Consider the following 23,192-nt stretch of genomic DNA (forward strand, 5'->3'; position numbering starts at 1 on the left):
TAACCCATGACGACCGAGCAACACGCGTCCCTTCCCGAGCAACCGGTATCGACGCCGATGGAAGCCCGACAGCTTGAAACCGATCTCCTGAACGTGATGAGCACGCTCAAGGACGTCGTTGAGCGCGAGACTGCGCTCGTTCGTGCGGGCAAAGTGCGGGATGCCATGGCTCTCGATGGAGAGAAAAGCGAACTGTCGCGGCGCTACGTGAAGACCATCACGAAGATCAAAGGCAACCAGGCCTATCTCGCGGAGGCCACCCCTGAACTGCTGTCGTCATTGCATCGTCATCACGACGTCTTCCGCAGCACGCTGAAGGTCAATCTTACCGTGCTTGCAACGGCGCATGCCGTCTCGGAAGGGATCGTCCGCGGCGTAAACGGCGAATTGCAGCGGCGGAACCTGTCCTTCGGCTATACCGCCGGTGGAAAGCGGGCGACACCCAATCCGCGCAACGTGATGCCGCTGTCGGTCAGCCGCTCGCTCTAAGCTCCCACGTATATTCATCGTCAAGTCAACGCCGCGGCCTTTCGGTCGCGGCGTTGCACATTTTAGATCGCATTTGAATCAAGTCATCGCCGCGCCTTAAACAGGCCGTTCAAGCGATTTCAGTAATTTAGCACTGTTGGAGGGTTGAGGTTTGACTTGATCCGAAGGAGGCCAGGAGGGCTGATATGGGTGCAGATTTTAGCATTCGACCGGTGGGAACGCCGGTCCCGACACCAATTATCGATACTGCACCTGCTGCAGCAAAGGCGGCTGTCCAGACACAGCTCCCCGCCGACAAGGCCGTCACGGCGCCCGACGCGGCTCAACTCGCGCGCAACAATGCGAATTCGGCAGGCCAGAGCTTGTCAAACAAGATCATGATCGATCGCGATGCGGCACAGATCGTCTATCAGACAGTCGACAGCCGCACGAGCCTCGTAGTCAACCAATTTCCCGATGAATCCCGTCTCCGCGCTCGCGCCTATCTGCGCGCCCAGGACGAGGCCAAACGGGACAACGCCCAGGCCAAGAAGTACACCGACCGGCAGGCGTGATCTAAGCTGACGTAAAAAACGTGATTGAGAACGGTCTAGCCTCCCGGCGGAATGTCCTGAGTGGCATTAGCCGTTTCCAGCGTGCCCTTCGTCTCATTCACGGTCTTGATCTCCGCCGTGCCGGCTTTCGTCAAGGTGAACTTCGACGTGCCGAACTTGAACGAATTGGCGTTGATCAGGACACTCTCATTCGAGTGCACCGATCCGCTCTGGTAGCGCACCTGGGCGCGAAAGCCCGTCACGTTCGAGATCTGGATCTTGAACTTCGTACCGTCCGCGTAGGCCCCGTCCCACGTCCCCTGATACAGCGTGGGGTCTACGTTCACATACGGCATGCGGTTGTAAGTCGCGGCGCCGACGGCTTTGTAGTTCGACTGGAGAATGCTGAACATATCAGACATGGTGAGACTCGCCTCTCTATGCGCGGCCGGAGAGGCCTGCGGCAAGATTGCAGTTAATGTCGATCAGCGACTTCAACTTTTCGCGCTGCGGATTGAGCTGCAGCTCCATCGTTTGCGTCATGACGAACGTGCCGATGTTGGCGATGTTCTGACGGATCTCGACGGTCTGCGGATTTTGATCGCTCGTCACTGCGCCAAGCAAAATCGACCAGAGCTTGCGATTAAATAGAAGCGCCTCCGCAAAATCGTCGTCCGTGCGGCCGGCGTTGTTCATGATATCTTGCAGCTTGTTAGCCGCCTTCAACAAAGCCTGCGCTTCGATCTCCCGAGGAGATGCAGTTGTTTGAGCAGTACGCGCGTAGGCCTGAGCGGCGTTAGACATTCCTCACCTCAACAAATACGCTTCTTCACGTTTCATCAGTTTCCTGATGTCCTTTAGGGCTTTGTAAAGAGCACCGCTTAAAATGTGGTTACTCGCGGACTCGATGTCCGGACGCGAACTCGGCACGGCTCCAAGAAAATCTCTTACAAATTCGAGATAAAGGTCCTGATATTTCGGAATATCATTTTCGAGATACATCTGCTGCACACACAAATAGATGCGCTTTGCCGGCGTGTTTGCGGTTTCTGACGTGAGAATGTCTTTCTCGCGCATGATGGGCTCATTGCCATCGATCAAAAACGATGCGCGAACATCCGAATTAGTGATCACGCTCTGGCCGATCACGATGCGTTCAAAAGGCTTGAGTTCGACACGAAGGGCCACGGCTCGCTCCATTCTTGAAGGACGCGCGTCTGATCAAACGATCATAGCAATGATAGTCCAACGAACCACAAATTGAATCGAAGCGACTGCACGCAGTCGTTCATTGCATGTGCACTTCTGGCGGCGCACATCAAACAAAAACAAAAATTAGCAGAGTATTTTCTTATAAATCGAATCGCCTTCGGTGGAGAATCCCGAAGCTCTAGATTATTTTTGCCACGTTTTCTTCACGCGAACTGGTGTCCACTTCGCTCGAAAACGTTCTCTCTCAAGAGAAAAAGCGACGGGGCTTTTGGCCCCGCCGCTGTTGTTGTCGTCCCGCGCTCATCCGCTTAGCGGAGCAGCTGCAGCACGCTCTGCTGCGACTGGTTGGCGAGCGCGAGTGCGGAGACTGCGATCGACTGACGGGTGGACAGCGCCTGGCTGTTCGCCGCTTCCTCGTTGGTATCGGCGATCGTCAGGTTCGACGAACCCGTCTGCAGCACGTTGATCAGGTTCTTCGAGAAGTCCTGACGAAGCTGCACGATCGAAAGGTTCGAACCGAGTGTCGATGCCTGCGAGCGGAGATACGTGCTGGCGGTCTGCAGCGACTGAATGATCTTCTGGGTCGACTTGTTGTCGATGAAGTCGGTGCCGATCGTCAGTGCACCGAGGCCGAGGCCCGGAGGATCGAGTGCAACGCCGTTGATGTTCAGCGTGGACGTGCCCGTCTCGTTGAACACCAGCTTGAGCTGGTCACCCTGGAGCAGGTTCACACCGTTGAACGATGCGTCCTGCGCCGTGGTGCGGATCTGGTCGATGATGTTGTTGTACTGCGTGACGAAGTTCGCGCGGGTTGCCTGCGAGTCAGGATCGGCAAGAACACCGGTTGGAACGGCTCCACCGAAAATGTCACCCGCTGCTGCCGCCGTACCACCAAGCGCACCGATCGTGAAGGAAGCTGCGTCATTGCTGGTGGTAATGGTCAACTTGCCATCGGTCGATAGCGAAGCCTGCAGGTTGTTGGTGGCAAGAACCGCGTTGAGTTCATAGAGGTCCTTGACCTGGCCAGCACCGCTGCCGCCTGCACCGAAGATGATGTTCAGCGGCGTACCGCCTGCGGTCGCGGCAATCGTCAGGGTCTTGCCTTCCAATTGCGGGGGTGCACCTGGCGCACGGGCCATGGTGGTGACGAACACCTGCCCCGTAGTCGGGCCAGGAGCCGTCGTCGCAGGAGCCGGCGTGCCCGTGAGGCCCAGCGCCTGAGCTGCAGCAACGTTCGAGGTCACGATCTTTAGATCGGAACCGACGCCAGTGTGAATTTCAACGTGGGCCGGCACGGCCGGCGGTCCGGCAACCGCAGGTGCCACGTTGGAGCCGGTGCCACCGCTCAAGCCGTCGATCTTGGCAAGCAACGTATTAACGTTGTCATCGATGCTGATTTCGTTGGCGTTGTTTGCTGGGCCTTTCACGAAGGTCAGGGTGTGAGCTGCGTCAGTGCCATTGATCTGCAGCGTATCGCCGACCTTGAAGCCGTCGGTCAATGAACCACCGGTGGCGTTATCGCCACCCGACAGCGGAACGCTGAGCTTGGTCGTACCGGACAATGTTCCCGCCGACAGCAAACCACCGGTACGCGTCGTGGGGGTCGTGAAATCGGCAGCAACAAAGCCAAGAGCGTCCGCGAGCGGCGTGGTACCTGTGGTGTCAACGATGTTCAGATCGTCCGATGTACCGGTGTTAAGAGTGATTACGCCGGCGGTGATGGTCGATGGGTTGGTGGTGTTGCCCGTGATGCTGTCAACGGTGTTGAGCAGCTTTCCAATCGATTGATCGAGACCGATGGTCCAGTTGCCGCTGGCGTCCTGCGACGGAGCGCCGTTGACGGCGAAGGTGATCTTCTTGCCGTTGACCGTGAAGCTATCGCCAACTGCCGGAGCTTTTGACACGCCGGCGCCGTCTGTGAGTTCGTTCAGCTTCGTCGAGCTATCCGCGTTAGCACCAGCCGAGCCGACCTGCAGCGCGGTGCCACCAGCAGTCAGAGCAGTGTTGCCGTAAGCGGTGGTGTTGGTGATATCTGCCGCGCCGCCGGCATAGGTCGCATCGACAGGAGCACCAGGGGTGCCGAGCAGATTGTCGGCGGTCGCGCCAGGAATTGCCACGCTGGTGACCGAGGACTTCTGGGAATAGCCGACCGGGGTCTGCAGCGCCTGATTGGCGACCGACTTCGCGGTGTCGATCAGCTTCTGCAGCGAGGTGATGCCGGTGTTGGCCGCCTGCAGGATCTGCACGCCGTTGCCCACGCCGTCCAGAAGGGCGTTGATATCGTTGGCACGGGAGTCGAGGGACTGCGCCGTGAAGAAATTCGTCGGGTTGTCGAGCGCCGAGTTCACCTTCTTGCCGGTGGCAAGACGCGTTTGCGTGGTCGCAAGAAGATCCGCAGTCGCCTGAAGCGACAGCAGGTTCTGGCGAACCGAGGCTGAAAGAACGATATCGGACATGTTTGACCTTCCTTGATTAACGCGAGATGCCGGCTGCCGACGGCACTTGGAGAAACGGTGGCTTCTCTCCCGGTATAGAAGGCGCGGTTTAAATTATGGTTAAGCGCGGCTTAAAATTCATCCTTAAGGAACCCCTACTTCCGTGACTAAGTCCTTGAAATGAAAAAGGCGCCCGCTGGGGCGCCGGATTGCCAAAGAAATTTCTGGAACAAAAAAAGTGGCGGGGCCGAAGCCCCGCCACCTGTTCCGCCACGTGTTGTCGAGAGATCAGCGCAGGAGCTGAAGAACGCTCTGCTGCGACTGGTTGGCCAGAGCGAGCGCGGACACCGCGATCGACTGGCGGGTGGACAGCGCCTGGCTGTTCGCCGCTTCCTCGTTGGTGTCAGCAAGCGTCAGGCTGGATGCACCCGTCTGCAGCACGTTGATCAGGTTCTTGTTGAAGTCCTGACGGATCTGCACGATCGACAGGTTCGAACCGAGGGCCGAACCTTCAGCACGCAGCGAGGAGCTGGCGGTGCTGAGCGAGGTCAGGACCTTGTTGGTTGCGTCGTTGTCGACGAAGTCAGTGCCAACCGTCAGGCTGCCGAGACCCAGGCCAGCCGGGTCGAAGTTGACGCCGGTGATGCTGAGGGTCGACTTGCCCGTCTCGTTGAAGGTCATCTGGAGTTCATCGCCCGCCAGCAGGTTAACGCCGTTGAACGAAGAGTCCTGAGCCGTCGTGCGGATCTGGTCGATGACGTTGTTGTACTGCGTCACCAGGCTCGCACGGGTCGACTGGGCAACCGGATCGAGAACCGGTGCATTTGGGCTCACGCCGGCGAATACGCCGCCGGTCCCAAACGCCGTACCACCGATCGCACCGATCGTGGCCGAAGCCGAGTCGTTCGATGTGGTGATGGTCAGCTTGCCGTCGCTCGACAGCGAAGCCTGCAGGTTGTTGGCTGCAAGAACGTTGTTGAGGTCGTTTAGCGACTTAACCTGACCTACGCCGGAACCGCCTGCACCGAAGATGATGTTCAGCGGAGCGCCACCAGCGGTGGATGCGATGGTCAGAGTCTTGCCGTCCAGCGCCGCAGCCTTGCCAGCGGTACGAGCGAAGGTCGTGACAAGCGTCTGACCATCGGGTGCACCCGTCGAGGTCGTCGGGCCGGTTGGCGTACCGGTGAGGCCGAGAGCCTGCGCAGCAGCGGTGTTCGAGGTGATGATCTTGAGATCCGAAGCCGTGCCGGTGTGGATTTCGATCTTGCCGTCGGCGTTGACCGTGGAGCCCTTACCGCCGGTCAGACCGTCGATCTTGGCGAGCAACGTGCTGACGTCGTCGGTGATGCTGATCTCGTTGGCGCCGTTCGCTGTACCCGTGACGAAGGTCAGGGTGTGAGCAGCGTCAGTGCCGTTGATCTGCAGCGTGTCACCAGCCTTGAAGCTGTCGGTCAGATGGGTGTCGGCACCCTTCGGATCCGCGCTGAGCTTCGTCGCGCCGGTCAGCGCCACGCCAACGGTATCACCACCACCGGTACGCTTACCCGGGTTCGTGGTCGGATCAAAGTCGGTAGCCGTGACAAAACCCAGCTTGTCCAGACCCGTGCCGCTGACGATGAGATCGCCCGCTTTACCGGATTTGAGCGTGACAACGCCGGCGGCGGAGATCGAGGAATTGTTCGTGTCGTCGCCGTCGTCCACGTTGCCGGTGATGGTGTCAATAACGTTGAGCACCTTGTTGATCGACTGGTCAAGACCGATGGTCCAGTTGCCGTCCTTATCCACCGAAGCAGCACCGTCGGTTGCGAAGGTGACGGTCTTGCCATTCACGGTGAAGCTATCACCAGCGGCCGGGCCAGTGGGAACAGTGGCATCTGCACCGTCCGTCAATTCGTTCAGCTTGGTCGCGCCGTTGGCGTTATCGCCAGCATCACCAACCGTGAGAGCGGTTCCGGTGCCGACTACGGTCGCTGAAACAAATGCAGCAGTCGTGGTGACGTCGGAAGCGCCGCCGGTGTAGGTCGCATCGGTTGGGTCACCAACGGTGCCGAGCAGGTTGTCAGCAGTTGCGCCATCAATCACCGTGCTGGTGATCGCGGACTTCTGCGAGTAACCGACTGTCGCCTGCAGAGCCTGGTTGGCGATCGACTTCGCGGTGTCGATCAGCTTCTGCAGCGAAGTGATGCCCTGGTTGGCAGCCTGCAGAACCTGCACGCCGTTGCCGATACCATCCAGAAGGTTGTTGATGTCGGAAGCGCGCGAGTTGAGGGACTGCGCCGTGAAGTAGTTGGTCGGATTGTCGAGAGCGGAGTTGACCTTGTTGCCGGTGGCAAGGCGGGTCTGCGTCTGGGCGAGAAGATCTGCAGTGCCCTGGAGCGAGAGCAGGTTCTGGCGAACCGACGCGGAGAGAACGATATCAGACATAGTACGCAACCTTTCTGGTGTGACGCTACTGTACAGTGAGACCCCGATATTCAATCGGCGGCCGGGGTGCAGAATGGCTGGAACCCTCTAAGAACCTCTAAACGGGAACGGTCGAGTTATTCGGATAAAAGCAGTTCAAAAGCACATGACGCCATTGAAATTGCTGCAAAATCTGAAATCGTCTGCTGATCGCTGGTCGATTTTGTTTACCCCCTGTTAACCATGTTCGGGAAGGATCGCGCGCAAGCGTCGAAGCACTGCAACCAATCGCACGCTGGGAGACAGAGATGGCGTTGAAAGTCGAACTCAAGCCGCACGAAAAGGTCATTGTCGGCTCTTGCGTGATCACCAATACCGATCAGCGCGCAAAACTACTTATTGAAGGTGAAAAATTGCCGATCCTGCGTGAAAAGGACATTCTCACACCCGCAACAGCCAACACCCCGGCCAAGCTGATCTATCTGGCGGTGCAGCTGATGTACATTTCCGACGATCCGCAGGAACATCATCCGGTCTATTTCGACCTGTTGCGCGACATTCTCATCGTGTCGCCCGGCTCAGCCGATATCATCGGCGACATCAACAATCACATTCTCGGCGGCGACTACTATAAGGCGCTGAAGGAAGCCCGCAAGCTGATCGCTTATGAAGAGCAGACGCTCGCAGCGCTGAAGGAAGCGGCCGAGAACCGCGCAGCCTGATACGCCGCGATTTTTCACGCGACCTGAGACGACAAACCAAAAGAAAAAGGGCTTCCGCAAGGAAGCCCTTTTCGCTTTGGATTATTGCCGAAACAACTATGCCGGCGGCAGAAATTTGAGCAGGCTCATCTGATAGAGCGCCGATGTCGTCTGATAGGACGCCTGCAGGCTCGTCTGCAGCGCCATGATCTTGGCTGCGACCTCGTCGTCATTGATGCCCTGGATGGAATCGAGCATCGACTGCGCGGTTGCGCCGATCTGTTTCTGCCGATCTTGCGCGTTCTTGACCGCGACTTGAGCATTCGCGAAATCTGACTGGATGTTCTCGATCGATTGCTGACCCGGGTGATCCGACAGGTTTGTAATGATCCGCGAATTGAGCGCGGTCAGCTGATCGTTGGCATTCGGATTGTTCGCGTTCGTTGTTACCGCCGCATAAACCGCGACGTTCTTCAGTTGTGTGACGAACGCATCCTCGTTCGCACGCGCTCCGTACTGCACCGAAATCGAGGAGTCGATGCCGATTGCGGCGGTGCCGCGTGCGGTGTCGTTCGGACCCGTCGCAACTTCGCCCGTATACCAGAACACGGTGTCAGCCGGCGTGCCGTTGCGTAGCGCGACGGGTGGATTGGTTGAGGTGTCAACACGCTGCGGCGGGTTCGAGCTGAAGAAGTTGTCCGAAGCCGTCATGGCCGATGCAGCAACCAGCGCCGTGTTCGCGAGCTTGCCCACCGCGGTATTAAGCGTGCTGTTCAGATTAGCCGCGGTTGCAGTCGTATCCGCACCGATCAGGAAACTTCCTTCCGGAGGAGGATTGGTATTTGTGGCGGTGAGTTCGACCCGTTCGGTCGTACCATCCGGCAGCTTGAAGTTGAACGTGACCTTCTCGCCTTCGTTCGGATTGGTCGCGCCGAGATCGACCGACATTTCCTGCCCGGCCGGAGGCGTTCCCGCTGTTGGCTGCGTGAGCGTCGCACCGGTGAGATTGGTGCTGATCGAATCCAGCTTCAAACCAAACGGCGAACCCGCGACGTCTTCACCGATCGTCACCGACGTCGCCGAGGGCGACGTGATCGTCAGCCGACCGAGACCACTCGTGCCATCAGCGACACCGCGCTCGGCGATCAACTGCTTCAGACCAGCCTGCGCTCCCGTGCCATTCATGATGACGTCGGCAGGTTGTGTCGCCGGCGTGTCAGTGGCACGTCCTGAAAACAGATAACGCCCACCGGCTGATGAATTCAACAATGCGATTAGCTGCGTATAGGACCCCTGCGCGGTTTTCTGGCCGGGAGTTTGTCCGGTGCTGTCCAGAGTGAGCGTCGCGCCTGTCGCGGCATCCTTCACTTCGCCTGCGGCATCGCTGATGCCTTGCAGAGAGAGGTTCGCGACGTTGATGCGGGTATTGAGCAGGTTATCCGTGTCTGCGTAACTTGAGAGAGTCGCGAGCTGCGCACGCAACCCCGTCGCCGTGGCCGCGTTCAAGCCGAGGCCTGCATACGTGGTCGACTTTTTCCCGGACGCGAGTTGTTGCGACAAGAGATCGAGCTGGTTCTTGAGATTGACCAACCCAGAACTGAGATAGGTGGTGCGGCCGCTAACGCCGGAAATTGTCATGAGAACCTCAGAATGCCTGCAACAGTGACTGATACATGGAGTTGACGGTGGACATCACACGGGCGTTGGCGGAGTAAGCGTTCTGTAACGCCATTAAATTGGCCATCTCCGTATCGAGGTCCACACCTGACGTCTGGCTCATCTTGTTTTGCAGCGTATTCACCACCACGCTCTGTCCATCAGCCACAGAATCCGCAGCCGATGCCGCATCGCCCTGCATCGCGGTGAACTGCTGCGTAAAGCTGAGGATGGTGCCTTTGAACGGCGTCTTGGCGGACCCCACTCCGGTGTCTGCCGGATAAGTCGACGCGCTGTTGGTGAGCTGCGACAGAATGAAATCCGCACGCGTGGTATCGCCTGACGGTGTTGTGGGACTGGTGTTGTAAACTACCAGGCGCGATGGATCGGAGAGCAGCGCGGGATTGACCGCGATGCGTCCCGCGAGGCCCGTCTTATCCGAACCGTAGACATACGGCGAGTTTCCATCGGTGAAGAACGGAAGCTGCGGGCCGCCGTTGTCGGTCAGCTTCGTCGCTGTCGTGGTGAGCGATACCGAATTGACATCGGCGACGTTGCTCGTACCGTCGTCCAGCACGCGGAGAACATTGGCCGAGGCAGCAGGCGGTGAAGCAGGATTCGAGAACTGAACGCCTGTACCGGCCAAGGCGGTGTTGAGTTGCGATACAACAGACGCCATACCACCAGAGAGATCGACCGCAATGCTCTTACTGACCTGCTTGTTCGTCGCCGTATCCGTATACGTGATGTTGACGGAGCCCTTGTTGCCGGTGGCAGGCTGCAAGGCCGAAAGATCGATATCGAAGCCGCTTTGCGGACCAGCCGTGACAGCGGTGCCTGCCGTTGTGTTGTCGGACAACGCGCTCGACATCGAGGCCGCAAGAGCATCCACCTGATTTTGCGCCTGAACCAGCGTCGTGTCGCGCAGTTCGGTATAGGCAGCAATCGCGCCGGAGCGAATGCCGTGCTCGGCGGTCAGATCGATTTTCGATCCATCCGGATATTGCAGCGAGACCGAACTGAGATCGCTCTTTGTTGGATCGGAACCCCACTGGGCATCCGGCGTCATCGTGCCTGTTGGGGTGAACGACAGCTTTGCCGCGTTGGGACCGCCGACAAGCTGGAATCCTGCACCAGTGTAAACGTTCACCTGATTGCCGTCGCCCGGCACAACGCGAATGTCCATCAGCTGCGACAACTGATCGATGTACTGATCGCGCTGATCGAGCAGCGAAGCGGTCGAAGCATCGAGTGTGGTGGCACCACCAATCGATTGATTGATCTTGGCGATTTGCGCCATCGCATCATTGGCGGCCTTGACGGCACTGTTGATCCCGGAATCTGCGGCAGCGCGCAGACCCTGGATACCGTCACTCGTCTGGTTCAATTGCGCCGCCATGGTTTGCGCCGCATTGATGACGGACTTACGCGCAGAATCCGTGTCGGAGCTCGTGGACAGCGCCTGCAGCGCCGTGGTCAGCGCGTTGAAGCTGGCCTCCAGCGTCGCATCTGAATCCGGATCGCCGTAGACGCCCTGCAAGTTGTCGAGAAACGTCGACTTGGTTGTTGCATAGCCCGAACCCGACAATTCCGTTCGCAGCTGGTTCTGAACGTAGGTGTCAAGCTCGCGATTGACACCTACGGTCCGCACACCATGAGAGGTATCGATGACATTGGTGGTTTTGCGAACGTAACCGGGCGTCTCCGAATTGGCTGCGTTCGAAGACACCAATGACAGGGCGGCCTGGTTTGCACGCAGGCCGGACATCGCGATTGAAAGAGCTTGGCTCAGACCCATTGATACTGCCCTACTTCAGCTTGAACCTGTGTGGCATCTCGAAAAGCCACACTCGCAGTTTGTTTTCCCGGCGTCCTATCGTCTTCGAATAACCGTGCGAGCGCGCTGCGAATTGGTCGGTTATTTCGAAGACGGGACACTAGGTGTAATGCGAAGTTATCGCACCACGTTGAGCAGATCCTGCGCCATCTGGTTCGCAGTGGTGATGACCTTGGTGTTCGCCGAATAGGCCTGCTGCGTAACGATCAGCTTGGTGAATTCGTCGGCGATATCCGCGTTCGAGCCTTCGAGCGCCGAGCCCTGAATGTCACCGCCCTTGCCATACACCGGCGGACCGGACTGGCTGGTCACCGAGAACGTGCCGCCATCGCTGCGCTGCAGGAAATTCGCACCCGTGAAGGTCGCCAGAACAATCTGGGCCAGGTTGACGTTGCGGCCGTTGGAGTACTGGCCAACCACCTTGCCATCGTCACCGATCGAGACCGTCTGCAATGATCCCGCCGGATAGCCGTTGGCTTCGATGCCGTTGCTGGTGTTGCCCTTCGGATCGCTGAACTGCGTCAGGTTGCTACCGAAACTGATCGACAGATTGGGAAGCGTGATATCTCCCACCTTCACATTGGTCAGGGCAACCGACGGTACCGGCGGCGACAACTGGTTGTTCACGAAGGTGAAGTCGGTGCCGACGTTCTGCCATGCGGTGTCGGTGCCGGAGGCTTTCGAATCGACCTGATAGAACAGGTTCCAGGTGTCCTTGTGGCCTGGGCCCAGATCCGACGTGTCAACCTTCGCCCAACGGAATTGCAGCGCAGCAGGTGCACCCGATGCGTCGTAGGCCGTAACCGTGTCACCTGAGACCGATTCATCAAGGAATGACTTCATATCCGCACCGGTTACGACGCCTGCCCCCCCGGTGCCACCGCCAAGGCGGTTAACTGAGGTCGGGACAGTGGTACTGAAACCAAGCGCCCCAAAACCAGCGGCGGTTGAGTCGATATCGAGGTCAGCCGCGATACCGGTATGTAGCGTCACCTTGCCGCTAACCACGGCAGAAGGGGTGCCGGTATTGCCGGTCATGAGATCGATCGTGCCCAGCAGCGAATTGATGTCCTGATCGACACCAAGAGTGTAATTGCCAGCACCATCGTTCGTTCTGCCGCCTGTAGCGACGAAGGTGATGGTCTTGCCGTTCACGTTGATGACGTCGTTGACCGCAAATGAGGTCGTAATCGCGTCGGCGGGAGCAGTGCCCGAAAGCTTGGTTCCGCCCGTGATCGGTATCGCCGGTGAAGCCATATTGTTCACGGCACCGCCGGCTTCGGCATTGTCCAAATACGGCGCAGGCGGTGTTCCGATGATGCGCGGATTGGTGGCGAAGTCGCCGACGTTCAGCAGTTCGGAGCCGGTGATGTCCGGATCATATTTGTTGGTCAGCGGATAGCGCGCAAGGTTCGCACGATAGGTCACGCTGGTGGTCGGCTGCGCCGGCAAGAAGTCGCCGCCGAACTTCAGCACCTGCGGCGTGCTGCCCGTGACGTTGCCGGTGGTCGAGTCGATCGGAATGCCTTCGAGGTAGTAGCCGGCGCCGTTCACCAGGTAGCCGTTTTTGTCCAGGGTGAAGTCGCCGCGGCGGGTGTAGCTCTCGACCCCTGCGAACTGCGGATTGTTGTCGCTGAAGCTGCTGGGTTTCTGCACCGCAAAGAAACCGTCGCCATTGATCGCCATGTAGGTCGCAACGGACGCGTCCTGCACGTCGCCGCGGACGGTGTTGGTCGAACGGGAATTGGCGACAACGCTGCCGGCGACCTGATTGCTGTTGCCGGTGTCGGGGATCATGTCCATGAAGCTCGTGTCGATGCGCTTGAACGCGGTCGTCTGCGAGTTCGCGATGTTGCCGGAAATGTTTTCCAGCGCGTACGACTGCGCACGCATACCCGCGACCGAGGTATTAAGAGCTCCGAAAAGACCCATTACTTTATCTCCAACTTCGCTCCGGGCGGCCTGCCGGTATTTGCCAATCAATGACCGCGTTCGAAGAAGAGATCGCAAGCCGCGTGCCAACGGCTGGAACTCAAATTTTTCAATGACTTAAAAGAAGAGCCTCGGTCTCGCGACCGGGGCACAATTGCCTAGAGGGGCAAGATTTGCCGCCATAGGGCTGCACAAAGCGCCCAGCGCAGGATGATCTCCGCTTCGGCTTGGGCCGAGATTGCCTGCTCGCATTGGCAGATCAAATAGGCTTGACCGATACGTAAGCATTAACTTACGGTAAGTCATGACTTACACACAAAACGCTTTCGCCGCCCTCGCCGACCCCACCCGCCGACGGGTGCTCGAGCGGCTGGGAGGCGGCGCGGCCTCCGTGAGCGATATCGCGAGCGGCCTGCCGGTCAGCCGGCCAGCGGTGTCGCAGCACCTGAAGGTTCTGAAGGAGGCCGGTCTGGTGACCGACCGGCCGGACGGGACGCGCCGCATCTATCAGATCGATCCCAAGGGCCTGGGCACCATTCGCGCCTGGCTCGACCAGTTCTGGGCGGTCGCACTGGAGGCCTATGCGGCCGAGGTCGAACGCCAACTCAATGACGACGAAGGACCCAAAACACCATGACTCAGACCATTGCCCCCGCCCCAGTCCGCCGCAGCGTCACCTTGAAAACCAACCCGGCGCACGCCTTCGAGGTGTTCACCGCTGGTATCGGAACCTGGTGGCCGGCCAGCCATCACATCGGCGCCTCGCCCCTGAAGCTGCCTATCATCGAACCGAAGGTCGGAGGGCGTTGGTACTCCATTAGCCAGGACGACAGCGTCTGCGAGATTGGTAAGGTGCTGGCCTGGGAGCCGCCTGGGCGGCTGGTGCTGGCCTGGCAGCTCAATGGGCAGTTCCAATACGATCCCGAACTCATCACCGAGGTCGAAATCCTGTTCGCCGACCAGGGCGATGGGACCACCCGAGTCGATCTGGAGCATCGTCATCTGGAACGCATGGGCGACACGGCCGAGCATGGCCGCGCCATGGTCGACGCTCCCAACGGCTGGAGCCTCATCATGTCCTTGTACCAGCAGGCCGCCGAAGCCTGATCCCATTCACGAGGACCGGCGCGAGACAGAGCCGTGGGCCGTGCAGTTTAAGACGACGTGCGGTCCGCCGGCTTGAAGCTGAGCGCCAGTCCATTCATGCAATAGCGCAAGCCGGTCGGCTTCGGGCCGTCGTCAAACACGTGGCCGAGGTGACCACCGCAACGGCGGCACAGCGTCTCGGTCCGGACCATCATGAACGAGCGATCGCTCTTCTCGACGACGGCGTTCGGCAGCGTCTGATAGAAGCTCGGCCAGCCGGTGCCGCTGTCGAATTTCGTCTCCGATGCAAACAGCGGCAGGTCGCAACCCGCGCAAGCAAATGTCCCCTTGCGCTTTTCATGATTCAGCGGGCTCGAGAAAGGCCGCTCGGTGCCGGCCTCACGCAGTACGTTGTACGCCGCCGGCGTCAGTTGCTTGCGCCACTCCTCGGGCGTCTTTTCGACCTCGAATTTCTGAGGCGCCAGCGTCTCTGCGGCTTTGGCGTCGCCGCCCAGACCAAACCAGCGAAACGCAGAAAACGCGGCAAGGCTGGCGGCGGATGCGAGCAAAAATCGGCGGTCGATCATGGTCAAAGCTCCGTGCAAATCGGAAAACAGGCTGTCCGTCATGAAGTACGGTCCATCTTGCGAAACGTTACACAGCCCGGCTCACTTTCGCGCGAGGCGGCAACGGCCTTCCCATTTCAACCCCGGCGCCCCCAGCTTATTGCGTGCGGCAGCGGATCAAAAAGCAGCCTCTAGACCAAAGACCAATAACACGCTCAGCGATGAGTTCCGCCGCGATCATCGCGTCGCCGCGACAGAGCGATCGCGCGATCGCGGTCTGCAGCGACCCGGGCTTTCATCGCTTTCATGCGCACTTCGCGGGCGCGCTCACGAACACTTTCCCGTCCCTTCGCCCGCTCGCGATAACGCGACACCAGGCCCGCCGCCGACGACTGGCCTCGCAACCACAGACCGAACGCATGTCCGACCACTCGCCCGACCGGTCCACCAGCCCAGACCAGTTCGAATGGCGCAAACAGCCGCCAGCGATCGTCGCCGCGCACGATGCTTCGCGCCACGAGCTGGCCGCCCATGGCTGTGGTGTTCATGCCCTGACGGCCGAAGCCCGAGAGCACCCACAAGCCCGGCCGCAATTGCCCGATCTGCGGCATGCCATGAACGGTCTGGCCGAAAACGCCACTCCAGACATCCTCGATCTTGACCGGACCAAGCTTGGGGAAAACAGTCGCGATACGGCGCTGGATGCTCTTGGCAAACCGCCGGGGATTGGCCTGCCATGTGGTTTCCGGGCTGGACCATAACAGCCGGTCACCACCGACAATGCGGAACTGATCGATGTCAGCGGTGTCCGCAACAGACCCTTGAAAGGTGATCGCCTCCGCCAGGCGATCCCCTAACGGTTCGGTCATTCCCATATATCGCCAGATCGGCAACAGCGTCCCCGACAGGCGCATTGCGGGCGCGCCGATATGGACATTCCCCGCCATGACGATGTCCGAACAGCGTAGCCGTGCAGATGGCGTTACGACACGCTTGCGAATTCCGGAAGGATCGATGCCGACCACCGGCGTCTCTTCGAAAATCCTGGCCCCCGCCTGCTCCGCGAGCGCAGCGAGATCGTGCACATACCGCCGGCCATCGATCTGAAACGCGCGCGGATAGTGGATCGCATGGAAGTAACGGTTGGTCTTCAGCACGTCGCGCACGCGATCGACCTGCCAGCCTTCCACCCCCGTGCCGAAATCGCCGCCCAGAGTCTGTAAGCGGCGGATTAGCGTATCGCCAACGTCGACATTGGAGACTTCAAGTGCGCCTTCGGTGAGCAAGCCCTCCGGCATGATGTCGGCGGTCGCCGTGGCACGGACATAGTCCGCTCCTTGCTGCGCGAGCGACCAAAGTTCGCGGGCGTCGGCGATCCCGACGCGATCAATGAGGTCGGCAGCCGGGAAGCCAAATCCCGGCATCACCGCCCCGAGGCTGTGTCCGGACGCATTCCATCCGACACTGCGTCCTTCGAGGACGGCCACGGTGGCGCCCATCCTTGCCGCCTCGCGGGCCACCGTGAGGCCGGCAAGCCCCGCCCCGATCACGCAAATGTCCACATCGAGATCAAAAGTCAGGCGCGGACGCGCCGCCGCATCGGTCACCGGTGGTGCCGCTTCAGTCGTGCTGATGTCTGCTGTCGCGGTTTCTGCCATCGCCATGTCTTAAGAATCGGACTTCCTTGAGAATCGAACTTCGTTCTAGGGATCGTATTTTCTCACCGTGACAGTGCCAACCTTGCCCCGCATCCGCTTGTACACTATTCCGGATCCTGCTCTAGCCTGCCAACCAAGGATTGCGCCATGCGCCGTTTGATACTGCTGCGCCATGCGAAGACCGAGCGGGAGGCTCCATCCGGCAAGGATCGCGACCGCCGGCTCGACGAGCGCGGCATCAAAGATGCCGCCGAGATGGGACGCTGGCTTGCCCGACATGATTGCGATCGAGGGCTGGCCCTCGTCTCGACTGCGACGCGCGCTCAGGAGACATGGCATCTGATGGCGCCTGATTTGCGCAACGTGCAGGTCGAACATGTGCCGGCGCTTTACGGCGCCGATCCCTCCGAACTGTTGGAGCTTGTCCACGAGACATCCGTACAGGATCCGAAGCAGCTTCTGATCGTCGCGCACAACCCCGGGCTGCACGAGTTTGCGCTCGGCCTCATCGTCGGCGGGGATCGGGATGGACGGGAGGCGCTGGCCACCAACCTGCCGACCGCCGGCGCGGCGATCATAGATTTTGCAATAGATGACTGGAGTGGCGCACGCTTTCACGGCGGCAAGCTGGAAAGCTTTATCAGTCCGAAATTATTGCGGGAGTCATCGGGCAGCGATTAATTGGGGACATGCAACCTTGCATGTTGCCCCCAATAAATTCATCGTAGGCGTTTCAGATCTGCCGATGTGGAGACGCCGATGTTCAATTCGATTCTCGTTCCGATCGATCTTGCCGACACCGACCTCGCAAAACCGGCGATCGAGACAGCGGCGTCACTCGCGAAAACATCCGGCGGCACCGTACGTCTCGTCAACGTGATGCCGCTCACGCCCGTGATGCTGGCGGAATACGTCCCGCCGGATTTTGACGCGCAGCAGCGTCAATCCTCGGAAGAAGCCCTCGCGATCGTTGCACGTGAGTCCGGCATCCATGACAAACGCATCTCAACAGTTGTCCGCCAAGGCGGTATTTATCACGAGGTGCTGCAAGAGGCAGCCGACATCGGCGCGGATCTGATCGTGATGACCTCGCACCGTCCGTCGATGCAAAGCTATTTCCTCGGCTCGAACGCCGGCCATGTGGTGCGCTACGCCAAGTGTTCAGTGCTCGTGGTACGCCATTGAGGCAAGACACGTGACGTCGCGTGCTTGCGTCGTGGCTGGACTCGAGCTTAGAAGAGGGACCATGGCCAAGACCGCTTACTTCCCGCGCCACTTGATTCTCGCCGGAGCAATGATCTTCGGCGTGCTGCTCGCGCTCGGTATCCACATCCTGATCCAGCGCTTCGATCTCTATCTTGGCGACCTGTGGAAAGCAGACACCACCGAACTGATCCCCGCCCGGGCAGCCATTGCATGGTGGCTGATTGCCTCCGTTGCCTTTGTCGGCGGATACGCGACCGCAACGTTGCTGGACAGTGCGGTCTCGGGTCAGATCCCGGTGCGCCTGCGGCAATTGCTGATGCTGACGGGCGTCATCATGCTGGCCGCAGCAGGACAAGCTGCCTCCGCGCCCAGTGCGATCCCAACCATGTCGGGTGTCCTCACGGGAGTCGTCGCCCTCTGCCTGGGGGGCGCCATGGCTTTTTGCGGTGCACACTTCGCCCTTCGCCGGGCCTAAGCATCAATAGCTCGACCGTCCATACGAAAACGCCACGGCTAAAAGCCGCGGCGTTTCTTCTTGCTCTATTAGCTTGCAGCCTTCAGATTGATGCCGCTTTCTGCAAGCTGCGTCAGTTTCTTGTCGGTCGCTTTTTCCTCGTCCAGCGTTTTCTGCAAAACCGCTGCGCAGTCGTTGCGGCCTAATCGCTTGGCCCATGTCACGAGCGTGCCGTAGCGTGTGATTTCGTAGTGCTCTGCCGCTTGCGCGGCATTGATCAGAGCAGCGTCAAGAACCTGCTTGTCCGCGACTTCACCCGTGACTTCGTCGGCTTCCTCAATAATGCCATCGATGGCAGGGCACGTGACTGCCTTCGGCGCGATGCCGTGCATTTGGAAAACCTGCTCAAGCCGTGTCACGTGACCCTTTGTCTGCTCAAGATGTCCCAGAAAGCCCTGTTTCAATTGATTGTCATTGGCCTTCTCCGCCATTTTCGGCAACGCCTTCACCAATTGTTTCTCAGCGTAATAGATGTCCTGAAGCTGGTGAACGAACAGGTCATCCATGGTCTTGATGTCTCGCGTAAACAATCCCATCGCGATCCTCCTCAATTAACCAACGCGGCACTTTCATCGTGGCGGAACACGATCAAAAGACAGCGTCGTTTTTGATGTATTGGTCAACCGGGACGATCCGCGTATGTTCCTGCGAAACTCTGGAACGGCCTTTCGCAAAATCGCGTCTAGCCCTGTCGCAACCCACGATTTGGCGCCTATATCAGTGATGCAACGGCTTATTCGAATGGCTTATTCTGGTGTGAAATGTATGTGACGGCGGCAACGCTGCCCTTCGTCGCAGGGGTCCGGTGGCACTGCACAACCGCCTATTTTCCAAGTATGAGATTTCGCGTATGACATTTGCCGCAGCCGCTTGCTCACTGTCGCCTCAATCGGCTTATATGAACGTCGCGCCCCGCCGGGAGGATGAATGCAACGATTGCTGAACACGTTCGGGCGTGTTTTCAAGGAACGGATTGGCTGGAAACGGCTCGGAATTGCCGCAAGCCTTGTGATCGTGACGATCGCTATCATGCACCTCGTCCATACTCTGAAGGGTGTGGATACGGCTGTCGTGCTGACGGCGCTCGCCGAGAAGTCACACGGTCAGATCGCAATGGCCGCGCTATGCGTGCTCTGCGCATTCTTTACCTTGACTTTCTATGATCTGTTTGCGTTGCGCACCATCGGCAAGATGCACGTGCCATACCGGATCGCCGCATTATCCAGTTTCACCAGCTACACAGTCGGCCACAATATCGGCGCAACGGTCTTCACCGGCGGTGCAATCCGCTTCCGGATTTATTCAGACTGGGGGCTGACGGCGATCGACGTCGCCAAGATCTGTTTCATTTCAGGCCTGACATTCTGGCTCGGCAACACGTTCGTGCTCGGCATCGGCATGATATGGCATCCTCAGGCTGCCACCGCGATCGACCTCCTGCCGGAAACGATCAATCAGTTCATCGGTGTCGGACTACTCGCCGGCATCGGCATTTACCTGACGTGGATCGCAACCGGCCACGGCCGCCGTGAACTCGGCAAGGACGGCTGGAAGGTCATATTACCTTCTGCTCCGCTGACCGGACTGCAAATCCTGATCGGCGTTGTCGATCTGGGCTTCTGCGCGTTCGCGATGTATCTGCTCGCCCCCTCAAACCCCGATCTCGATTTCGTCACGCTGTCGGTCGTGTTCATTCTCGCGACCCTGCTCGGATTTGCGAGCCACGCCCCAGGCAGCCTTGGCGTGTTCGACGCGGCCATGCTGGTCGGTCTGCCCATGCTGGGCAAGGAAGAGCTGCTGGCATCGCTGCTGGTGTTCCGCATTCTCTACTTCCTGATCCCGTTTGCGATGTCGATCACCATCCTCGGCTTCCGCGAATTGTGGCTCAGCGCGTTGCAACCCTGGTTGCAGAACCGGAAACTGCGGCCCGCCACCGCTGTGGCAAAAACAACCCCCCAATCCGTGAAACCCACCAAGCAGGCGGCTGAATAACGGGGCCAAAGATGAGCCTTGTGGGATAAACGGTGTGCGCCTACCCTTCCGCATCTTCCCACATTTTGGCCCCATCCTTCGGCTTCAAACAGGCATGATCCACTCGCGTGCTATCCGCTTATCTCTTGGCTTATTTTCCCTGATCGCAGCGTTTTTTGCGTTCCCGGATCGACAAGCTACAGCTCAGATCGCTCTTACCCCGCCGGCTGACACGGGAATGCAAATCTCGTGGGAAGTCCGCAACCGCTTTCGCCTGTTTCGCGAAGAGCGCGACTTCCAGCTTCAGGTCGAAGCCCTCAGTGGCCGCAGCATCCTCGCGTCCGAACAGATGCTTGCGACACAAAGCGATGGTCGCGGCTGGGCGCGCAACACCGTCGGCAGGCTTTGCATCGATCCGTCCGGACGGGTCAACGAGCCCTGTACGCGCGATGGCGTGAAGGAAAGTTATCTTACGCCGCTCGATCACCCGGTGACGGTCCACCTGAGTGGTGCGGTGCCGGTCGGGGCGACCTGTGCGTGGTCGTTCGACGACGGCGAACCGCCACCGCGACAATCGACCCTCGACTGCAACGAGCCGATCAATCTGCGGGTGCGATACGGGCGTCCGACCAGAGTGACGGTCGACGTATCAAGTGGACCCGATGCCCCGCAGCGCGTCAGCACCGACATTGAGGTGCGCGACATCTTCATTGCGGGCCTGGGAGATTCCATAGCCTCGGGCGAAGGCAATCCGGATCGCCCGGTGGCACTGTCCGACAATGGATTTTGCTTTCGCTCCTATCTCGGCGGGGCAGCTGGAATGTATTTCCGGCCCGGACGCGCGGGCTTCAAGGGCGCGCGGGCTTGCGACACGTCTGATGGCACCAGCCTCCAGAAATGGCAGCGTGCCGGAGCGCAGTGGCTGAACCCTGCCTGTCACCGGTCGCTTTACAGCTACCAGACCCGAACCGCGATCGCGCTGGCCGTGCAAAATCCGCAAATCGCGGTGACATACCTGCCGCTCGCCTGCACAGGTGCGACCATCGCGGATGGATTGTTCGGATCTCAGCGGGCACGAGAATGCGCCATCACACGGAACGGCCTCAACTGCGCCGGCACGGTCAATGGACAGATCGCAGAATTGCGTGAGGCCTTGACCGCGGCGGTACGCCGGCAGCCGAGCCGTGGGCTCGATCTTCTCCTGCTTTCGATTGGCGCGAACGACATCAACTTCTCCGGCCTCGTTGCCGATGTGATAGTCGACAGCGGCGCCGAAAGAGCGCTGTCCCGGCGCACGGGCGTGCTCGGTTCAGTTGAGGAGTCACGTACGAGCCTGCGCCGCGACCTCCCGCAGGGATTCAGCAAACTGCGCAAGGCGCTGAAACCGCTCGTCGGCGGCGACCTCTCGCGCGTGGTCTATGTTGCTTACGCCGACCCCGCCCTCAGCAACGGAGCGCCGTGCCCTGGTGGCCGCGCGGGCTTCGACATTCATCCGTCCTTCAATGCAAACCCGCAGCGTCTCGCCGAGGTTACGAATTTTGTCGAGAGCGAGTTTCTCCCGCAGCTCAAGAATCTCGCACTATGCGAAGGCGGCGTGCTGTGCGGGGATCGCAGCCGCGACCGCATGACCTTCGTGGATCAGCATCAGGCCGCATTCGCGAACCATGGTTTTTGTGCACGCGCGCAGACCGACCCGCAGTTCGACCAGCAATGCTTCTCAGCCACCGGCGACAGTTTCGTTGCTGATATCGTCAACGCAGCGAACAATCCGCTGGTCTGCGGACAAGCTGCAAGCGACTTCCGTGCTTATTCGCCGCGCGCACGTTGGATCCGCGATGCGAATGACAGCTACTTTGCCGCAATGACTTATCCGCAGGCGGCAAGAACTCCGGCCGATCAACCAGGCGACATCCACGACGCCACGTGGGGCGTACTCTCCGCGGTCTATGGCGGCGCCATCCATCCCACGGCGGAAGGTCAAGCTGCGATGGCGGATGCGGCCCTGCAGGCGACCACCGCAGTCCTTGGCCTGGGCGGTGCGGCACCGACTGTGACCAGCGAACCGATCGCGCCCATCGGGATGCCGCGCTGACGCGATCAGCGCGACACCGACATGGCGGTGTAGCCCGCGTCTTCGCTATGGCCGCGGCGGAATTTCCAGGCCGCGCTGCACGGCTGGGCGCGCAAGTCCACGTTCCAGCCACCCCGGCACCCGTTTTAAACTGTCGAAATCAACAAGGTCACGCGCTTCATAAAAACCAACGAGATTGCGCACCCACCCCAACAACGAAATATCGGCGATCGTGTAGTCGTCACCCATGATCCAGGTGCGGCCTTCGAGCCGCGTCTCCAATACGCCGAGAAGACGCTTGGATTCGTCCTGGTAACGCTGCAGCGGGCGCTTGTCGGCAATCTCACGTCCGGCGAACTTATGGAAATAGCCGACCTGACCGAACATCGGCCCGACGGCTCCCATCTGAAAGAAAACCCATTGAATGGTTTCATAACGCAGCGCCGGATCGCTCGGCAGCAGCTTGCCGGTCTTCTCAGCGAGGTAGAGAAGGATTGCGCCGGATTCAAACAATCCGAAGGGTGTGCCGTTCGGGCCATTCGGATCGATGATCGCAGGAATCTTGCCGTTTGGATTTAAAGCGAGATATTCAGGCGTCCAGGTTTCGTTCTTACCGATGTTGATGGTGTGCGGTTCGTATGGCAGCCCGATCTCTTCCAGCATGATCGAGACCTTGACCCCGTTCGGCGTCGGCAGCGAGTAGAGCTGCAGGCGATCGGGATGTTTGGCCGGCCATCTTGCAGTGATCGGAAACTTGGACAGATCAGGCATTCTTCATTGCTCCTGCGATCTCGGAGAGTCGAGCGCGACTTATAGAGTGGAGATGTGCCCTGAAGTAAACCGCCGAGCCACGGCAATCGCGAATGACTGCACGACCGGAGTTTCATAGCCGGCGTGAAAGGTGGCTGGCTTGCAGATCAAT

At 59.5% G+C, this 23,192-nt stretch carries 22 protein-coding genes; 10 read left to right on the forward strand and 12 right to left on the reverse strand.

Annotated features, from left to right (window positions below; all coding sequences use genetic code 11):
* Positions 1–6 precede the first annotated feature (6 nt).
* Complete coding sequence (locus ACP0KA_RS03020) at positions 7–489, forward strand: hypothetical protein (RefSeq protein WP_424627357.1); 483 nt, start codon at positions 7–9, stop codon at positions 487–489.
* Between the two features lie 185 nt (positions 490–674).
* Positions 675–1,043 (forward strand): hypothetical protein, encoded by a 369-nt coding sequence (locus tag ACP0KA_RS03025; RefSeq protein WP_424627358.1) that lies wholly within the window; start codon positions 675–677, stop codon positions 1,041–1,043.
* Between the two features lie 35 nt (positions 1,044–1,078).
* Here ACP0KA_RS03025 and ACP0KA_RS03030 read toward each other — a convergent pair whose 3' ends face one another.
* From ACP0KA_RS03030 to ACP0KA_RS03050, 5 genes are all read right to left on the reverse strand, one after another.
* On the reverse strand, positions 1,079–1,444 hold the full coding sequence (locus tag ACP0KA_RS03030; protein ID WP_424627359.1) for a hypothetical protein: 366 nt from the start codon (positions 1,442–1,444) through the stop codon (positions 1,079–1,081).
* Positions 1,445–1,460: 16 nt separating this feature from the next.
* Positions 1,461–1,826, reverse strand: a complete 366-nt coding sequence (flaF, locus tag ACP0KA_RS03035) for a flagellar biosynthesis regulator FlaF (protein ID WP_424627360.1) — start codon at positions 1,824–1,826, stop codon at positions 1,461–1,463.
* Between the two features lie 3 nt (positions 1,827–1,829).
* Entirely contained in the window at positions 1,830–2,210 is a 381-nt protein-coding gene (flbT, locus tag ACP0KA_RS03040; RefSeq protein WP_424627361.1) for a flagellar biosynthesis repressor FlbT, read from the reverse strand.
* Between the two features lie 332 nt (positions 2,211–2,542).
* Complete coding sequence (locus ACP0KA_RS03045; protein ID WP_424627362.1) at positions 2,543–4,690, reverse strand: flagellin; 2,148 nt, start codon at positions 4,688–4,690, stop codon at positions 2,543–2,545.
* A 267-nt stretch (positions 4,691–4,957) separates the two neighbouring features.
* Entirely contained in the window at positions 4,958–7,093 is a 2,136-nt protein-coding gene (locus tag ACP0KA_RS03050) for a flagellin (RefSeq protein ID WP_424627363.1), read from the reverse strand.
* Positions 7,094–7,380: 287 nt separating this feature from the next.
* Between ACP0KA_RS03050 and flbT (ACP0KA_RS03055) the strand changes: the two genes are divergently transcribed.
* Positions 7,381–7,794, forward strand: a complete 414-nt coding sequence (gene flbT / locus ACP0KA_RS03055; RefSeq protein WP_424627364.1) for a flagellar biosynthesis repressor FlbT — start codon at positions 7,381–7,383, stop codon at positions 7,792–7,794.
* A 96-nt stretch (positions 7,795–7,890) separates the two neighbouring features.
* Here flbT (ACP0KA_RS03055) and ACP0KA_RS03060 read toward each other — a convergent pair whose 3' ends face one another.
* From ACP0KA_RS03060 to ACP0KA_RS03070, 3 genes are all read right to left on the reverse strand, one after another.
* A complete protein-coding gene (locus ACP0KA_RS03060) occupies positions 7,891–9,411 on the reverse strand; it encodes a flagellar biosynthesis protein FlgL (RefSeq protein WP_424627365.1) in 1,521 nt (506 codons plus the stop codon).
* A gap of 7 nt (positions 9,412–9,418) precedes the next feature.
* On the reverse strand, positions 9,419–11,227 hold the full coding sequence (gene flgK, locus ACP0KA_RS03065; RefSeq protein ID WP_424627366.1) for a flagellar hook-associated protein FlgK: 1,809 nt from the start codon (positions 11,225–11,227) through the stop codon (positions 9,419–9,421).
* A 156-nt stretch (positions 11,228–11,383) separates the two neighbouring features.
* Positions 11,384–13,198: a flagellar hook-basal body complex protein gene (locus ACP0KA_RS03070; protein ID WP_424627367.1), complete on the reverse strand. Its 1,815-nt coding sequence runs from the start codon at positions 13,196–13,198 to the stop codon at positions 11,384–11,386.
* Positions 13,199–13,502: 304 nt separating this feature from the next.
* Between ACP0KA_RS03070 and ACP0KA_RS03075 the strand changes: the two genes are divergently transcribed.
* Both ACP0KA_RS03075 and ACP0KA_RS03080 read left to right on the forward strand, forming a co-directional pair.
* Positions 13,503–13,835: an ArsR/SmtB family transcription factor gene (locus ACP0KA_RS03075; RefSeq protein WP_424627368.1), complete on the forward strand. Its 333-nt coding sequence runs from the start codon at positions 13,503–13,505 to the stop codon at positions 13,833–13,835.
* Positions 13,832–14,305, forward strand: a complete 474-nt coding sequence (locus tag ACP0KA_RS03080; protein WP_424627369.1) for an SRPBCC family protein — start codon at positions 13,832–13,834, stop codon at positions 14,303–14,305. Before ACP0KA_RS03075 ends, ACP0KA_RS03080 begins: the two co-directional genes overlap by 4 nt.
* A 47-nt stretch (positions 14,306–14,352) precedes the next feature.
* Here the strand turns inward: ACP0KA_RS03080 and msrB are convergent, their stop codons facing one another.
* Together msrB and ACP0KA_RS03090 are read right to left on the reverse strand one after the other, a co-directional pair.
* Complete coding sequence (gene msrB, locus ACP0KA_RS03085) at positions 14,353–14,871, reverse strand: peptide-methionine (R)-S-oxide reductase MsrB (RefSeq protein WP_424631475.1); 519 nt, start codon at positions 14,869–14,871, stop codon at positions 14,353–14,355.
* 194 nt (positions 14,872–15,065) lie between these two features.
* Complete coding sequence (locus ACP0KA_RS03090; protein WP_424631476.1) at positions 15,066–16,508, reverse strand: NAD(P)/FAD-dependent oxidoreductase; 1,443 nt, start codon at positions 16,506–16,508, stop codon at positions 15,066–15,068.
* A gap of 147 nt (positions 16,509–16,655) precedes the next feature.
* Here ACP0KA_RS03090 and ACP0KA_RS03095 point away from each other — a divergent pair, with 147 nt between their 5' ends.
* The 3 genes from ACP0KA_RS03095 (at position 16,656) to ACP0KA_RS03105 (ending at position 18,189) form a co-directional block, all read left to right on the forward strand.
* Positions 16,656–17,189: a SixA phosphatase family protein gene (locus ACP0KA_RS03095; RefSeq protein ID WP_424627370.1), complete on the forward strand. Its 534-nt coding sequence runs from the start codon at positions 16,656–16,658 to the stop codon at positions 17,187–17,189.
* Positions 17,190–17,267: 78 nt separating this feature from the next.
* Positions 17,268–17,693, forward strand: coding sequence for a universal stress protein (locus tag ACP0KA_RS03100; protein ID WP_424627371.1), 426 nt, complete (start codon positions 17,268–17,270; stop codon positions 17,691–17,693).
* A gap of 61 nt (positions 17,694–17,754) precedes the next feature.
* Positions 17,755–18,189 (forward strand): hypothetical protein, encoded by a 435-nt coding sequence (locus tag ACP0KA_RS03105; protein WP_424627372.1) that lies wholly within the window; start codon positions 17,755–17,757, stop codon positions 18,187–18,189.
* A gap of 68 nt (positions 18,190–18,257) precedes the next feature.
* On the opposite strand, the gene ACP0KA_RS03110 is transcribed toward ACP0KA_RS03105, so the two are convergent.
* Complete coding sequence (locus tag ACP0KA_RS03110) at positions 18,258–18,764, reverse strand: ferritin-like domain-containing protein (protein WP_424627373.1); 507 nt, start codon at positions 18,762–18,764, stop codon at positions 18,258–18,260.
* Positions 18,765–19,155: 391 nt separating this feature from the next.
* Here ACP0KA_RS03110 and ACP0KA_RS03115 point away from each other — a divergent pair, with 391 nt between their 5' ends.
* Both ACP0KA_RS03115 and ACP0KA_RS03120 read left to right on the forward strand, forming a co-directional pair.
* Positions 19,156–20,220, forward strand: a complete 1,065-nt coding sequence (locus ACP0KA_RS03115; RefSeq protein WP_424627374.1) for a lysylphosphatidylglycerol synthase transmembrane domain-containing protein — start codon at positions 19,156–19,158, stop codon at positions 20,218–20,220.
* Between the two features lie 94 nt (positions 20,221–20,314).
* Positions 20,315–22,291: a hypothetical protein gene (locus ACP0KA_RS03120; RefSeq protein WP_424627375.1), complete on the forward strand. Its 1,977-nt coding sequence runs from the start codon at positions 20,315–20,317 to the stop codon at positions 22,289–22,291.
* A 45-nt stretch (positions 22,292–22,336) separates the two neighbouring features.
* Here ACP0KA_RS03120 and ACP0KA_RS03125 read toward each other — a convergent pair whose 3' ends face one another.
* The gene (locus ACP0KA_RS03125; RefSeq protein WP_424627376.1) at positions 22,337–23,041 is read right to left on the reverse strand and encodes a glutathione S-transferase N-terminal domain-containing protein; all 705 of its coding nucleotides are present in this window, start codon (positions 23,039–23,041) and stop codon (positions 22,337–22,339) included.
* Between the last annotated feature and the right edge of the window lie 151 nt (positions 23,042–23,192).

This window comes from Bradyrhizobium sp. SYSU BS000235, assembly GCF_049747295.1.
Lineage (GTDB): Bacteria > Pseudomonadota > Alphaproteobacteria > Rhizobiales > Xanthobacteraceae > Afipia.

Coding starts and splice junctions, on each gene's coding strand:
- ACP0KA_RS03020 (WP_424627357.1), top strand. CDS start 7: ATGACGACCGAGCAACACGCGTCCCTTCCCGAGCAACCGGTATCGACG.
- ACP0KA_RS03025 (WP_424627358.1), top strand. CDS start 675: ATGGGTGCAGATTTTAGCATTCGACCGGTGGGAACGCCGGTCCCGACA.
- ACP0KA_RS03030 (WP_424627359.1), bottom strand. CDS start 1,444: ATGTCTGATATGTTCAGCATTCTCCAGTCGAACTACAAAGCCGTCGGC.
- flaF (WP_424627360.1), bottom strand. CDS start 1,826: ATGTCTAACGCCGCTCAGGCCTACGCGCGTACTGCTCAAACAACTGCA.
- ACP0KA_RS03045 (WP_424627362.1), bottom strand. CDS start 4,690: ATGTCCGATATCGTTCTTTCAGCCTCGGTTCGCCAGAACCTGCTGTCG.
- ACP0KA_RS03050 (WP_424627363.1), bottom strand. CDS start 7,093: ATGTCTGATATCGTTCTCTCCGCGTCGGTTCGCCAGAACCTGCTCTCG.
- flbT (WP_424627364.1), top strand. CDS start 7,381: ATGGCGTTGAAAGTCGAACTCAAGCCGCACGAAAAGGTCATTGTCGGC.
- ACP0KA_RS03060 (WP_424627365.1), bottom strand. CDS start 9,411: ATGACAATTTCCGGCGTTAGCGGCCGCACCACCTATCTCAGTTCTGGG.
- flgK (WP_424627366.1), bottom strand. CDS start 11,227: ATGGGTCTGAGCCAAGCTCTTTCAATCGCGATGTCCGGCCTGCGTGCA.
- ACP0KA_RS03070 (WP_424627367.1), bottom strand. CDS start 13,198: ATGGGTCTTTTCGGAGCTCTTAATACCTCGGTCGCGGGTATGCGTGCG.
- ACP0KA_RS03075 (WP_424627368.1), top strand. CDS start 13,503: ATGACTTACACACAAAACGCTTTCGCCGCCCTCGCCGACCCCACCCGC.
- ACP0KA_RS03080 (WP_424627369.1), top strand. CDS start 13,832: ATGACTCAGACCATTGCCCCCGCCCCAGTCCGCCGCAGCGTCACCTTG.
- msrB (WP_424631475.1), bottom strand. CDS start 14,871: ATGATCGACCGCCGATTTTTGCTCGCATCCGCCGCCAGCCTTGCCGCG.
- ACP0KA_RS03090 (WP_424631476.1), bottom strand. CDS start 16,508: ATGGCAGAAACCGCGACAGCAGACATCAGCACGACTGAAGCGGCACCA.
- ACP0KA_RS03095 (WP_424627370.1), top strand. CDS start 16,656: ATGCGCCGTTTGATACTGCTGCGCCATGCGAAGACCGAGCGGGAGGCT.
- ACP0KA_RS03100 (WP_424627371.1), top strand. CDS start 17,268: ATGTTCAATTCGATTCTCGTTCCGATCGATCTTGCCGACACCGACCTC.
- ACP0KA_RS03105 (WP_424627372.1), top strand. CDS start 17,755: ATGGCCAAGACCGCTTACTTCCCGCGCCACTTGATTCTCGCCGGAGCA.
- ACP0KA_RS03110 (WP_424627373.1), bottom strand. CDS start 18,764: ATGGGATTGTTTACGCGAGACATCAAGACCATGGATGACCTGTTCGTT.
- ACP0KA_RS03115 (WP_424627374.1), top strand. CDS start 19,156: ATGCAACGATTGCTGAACACGTTCGGGCGTGTTTTCAAGGAACGGATT.
- ACP0KA_RS03120 (WP_424627375.1), top strand. CDS start 20,315: ATGATCCACTCGCGTGCTATCCGCTTATCTCTTGGCTTATTTTCCCTG.
- ACP0KA_RS03125 (WP_424627376.1), bottom strand. CDS start 23,041: ATGCCTGATCTGTCCAAGTTTCCGATCACTGCAAGATGGCCGGCCAAA.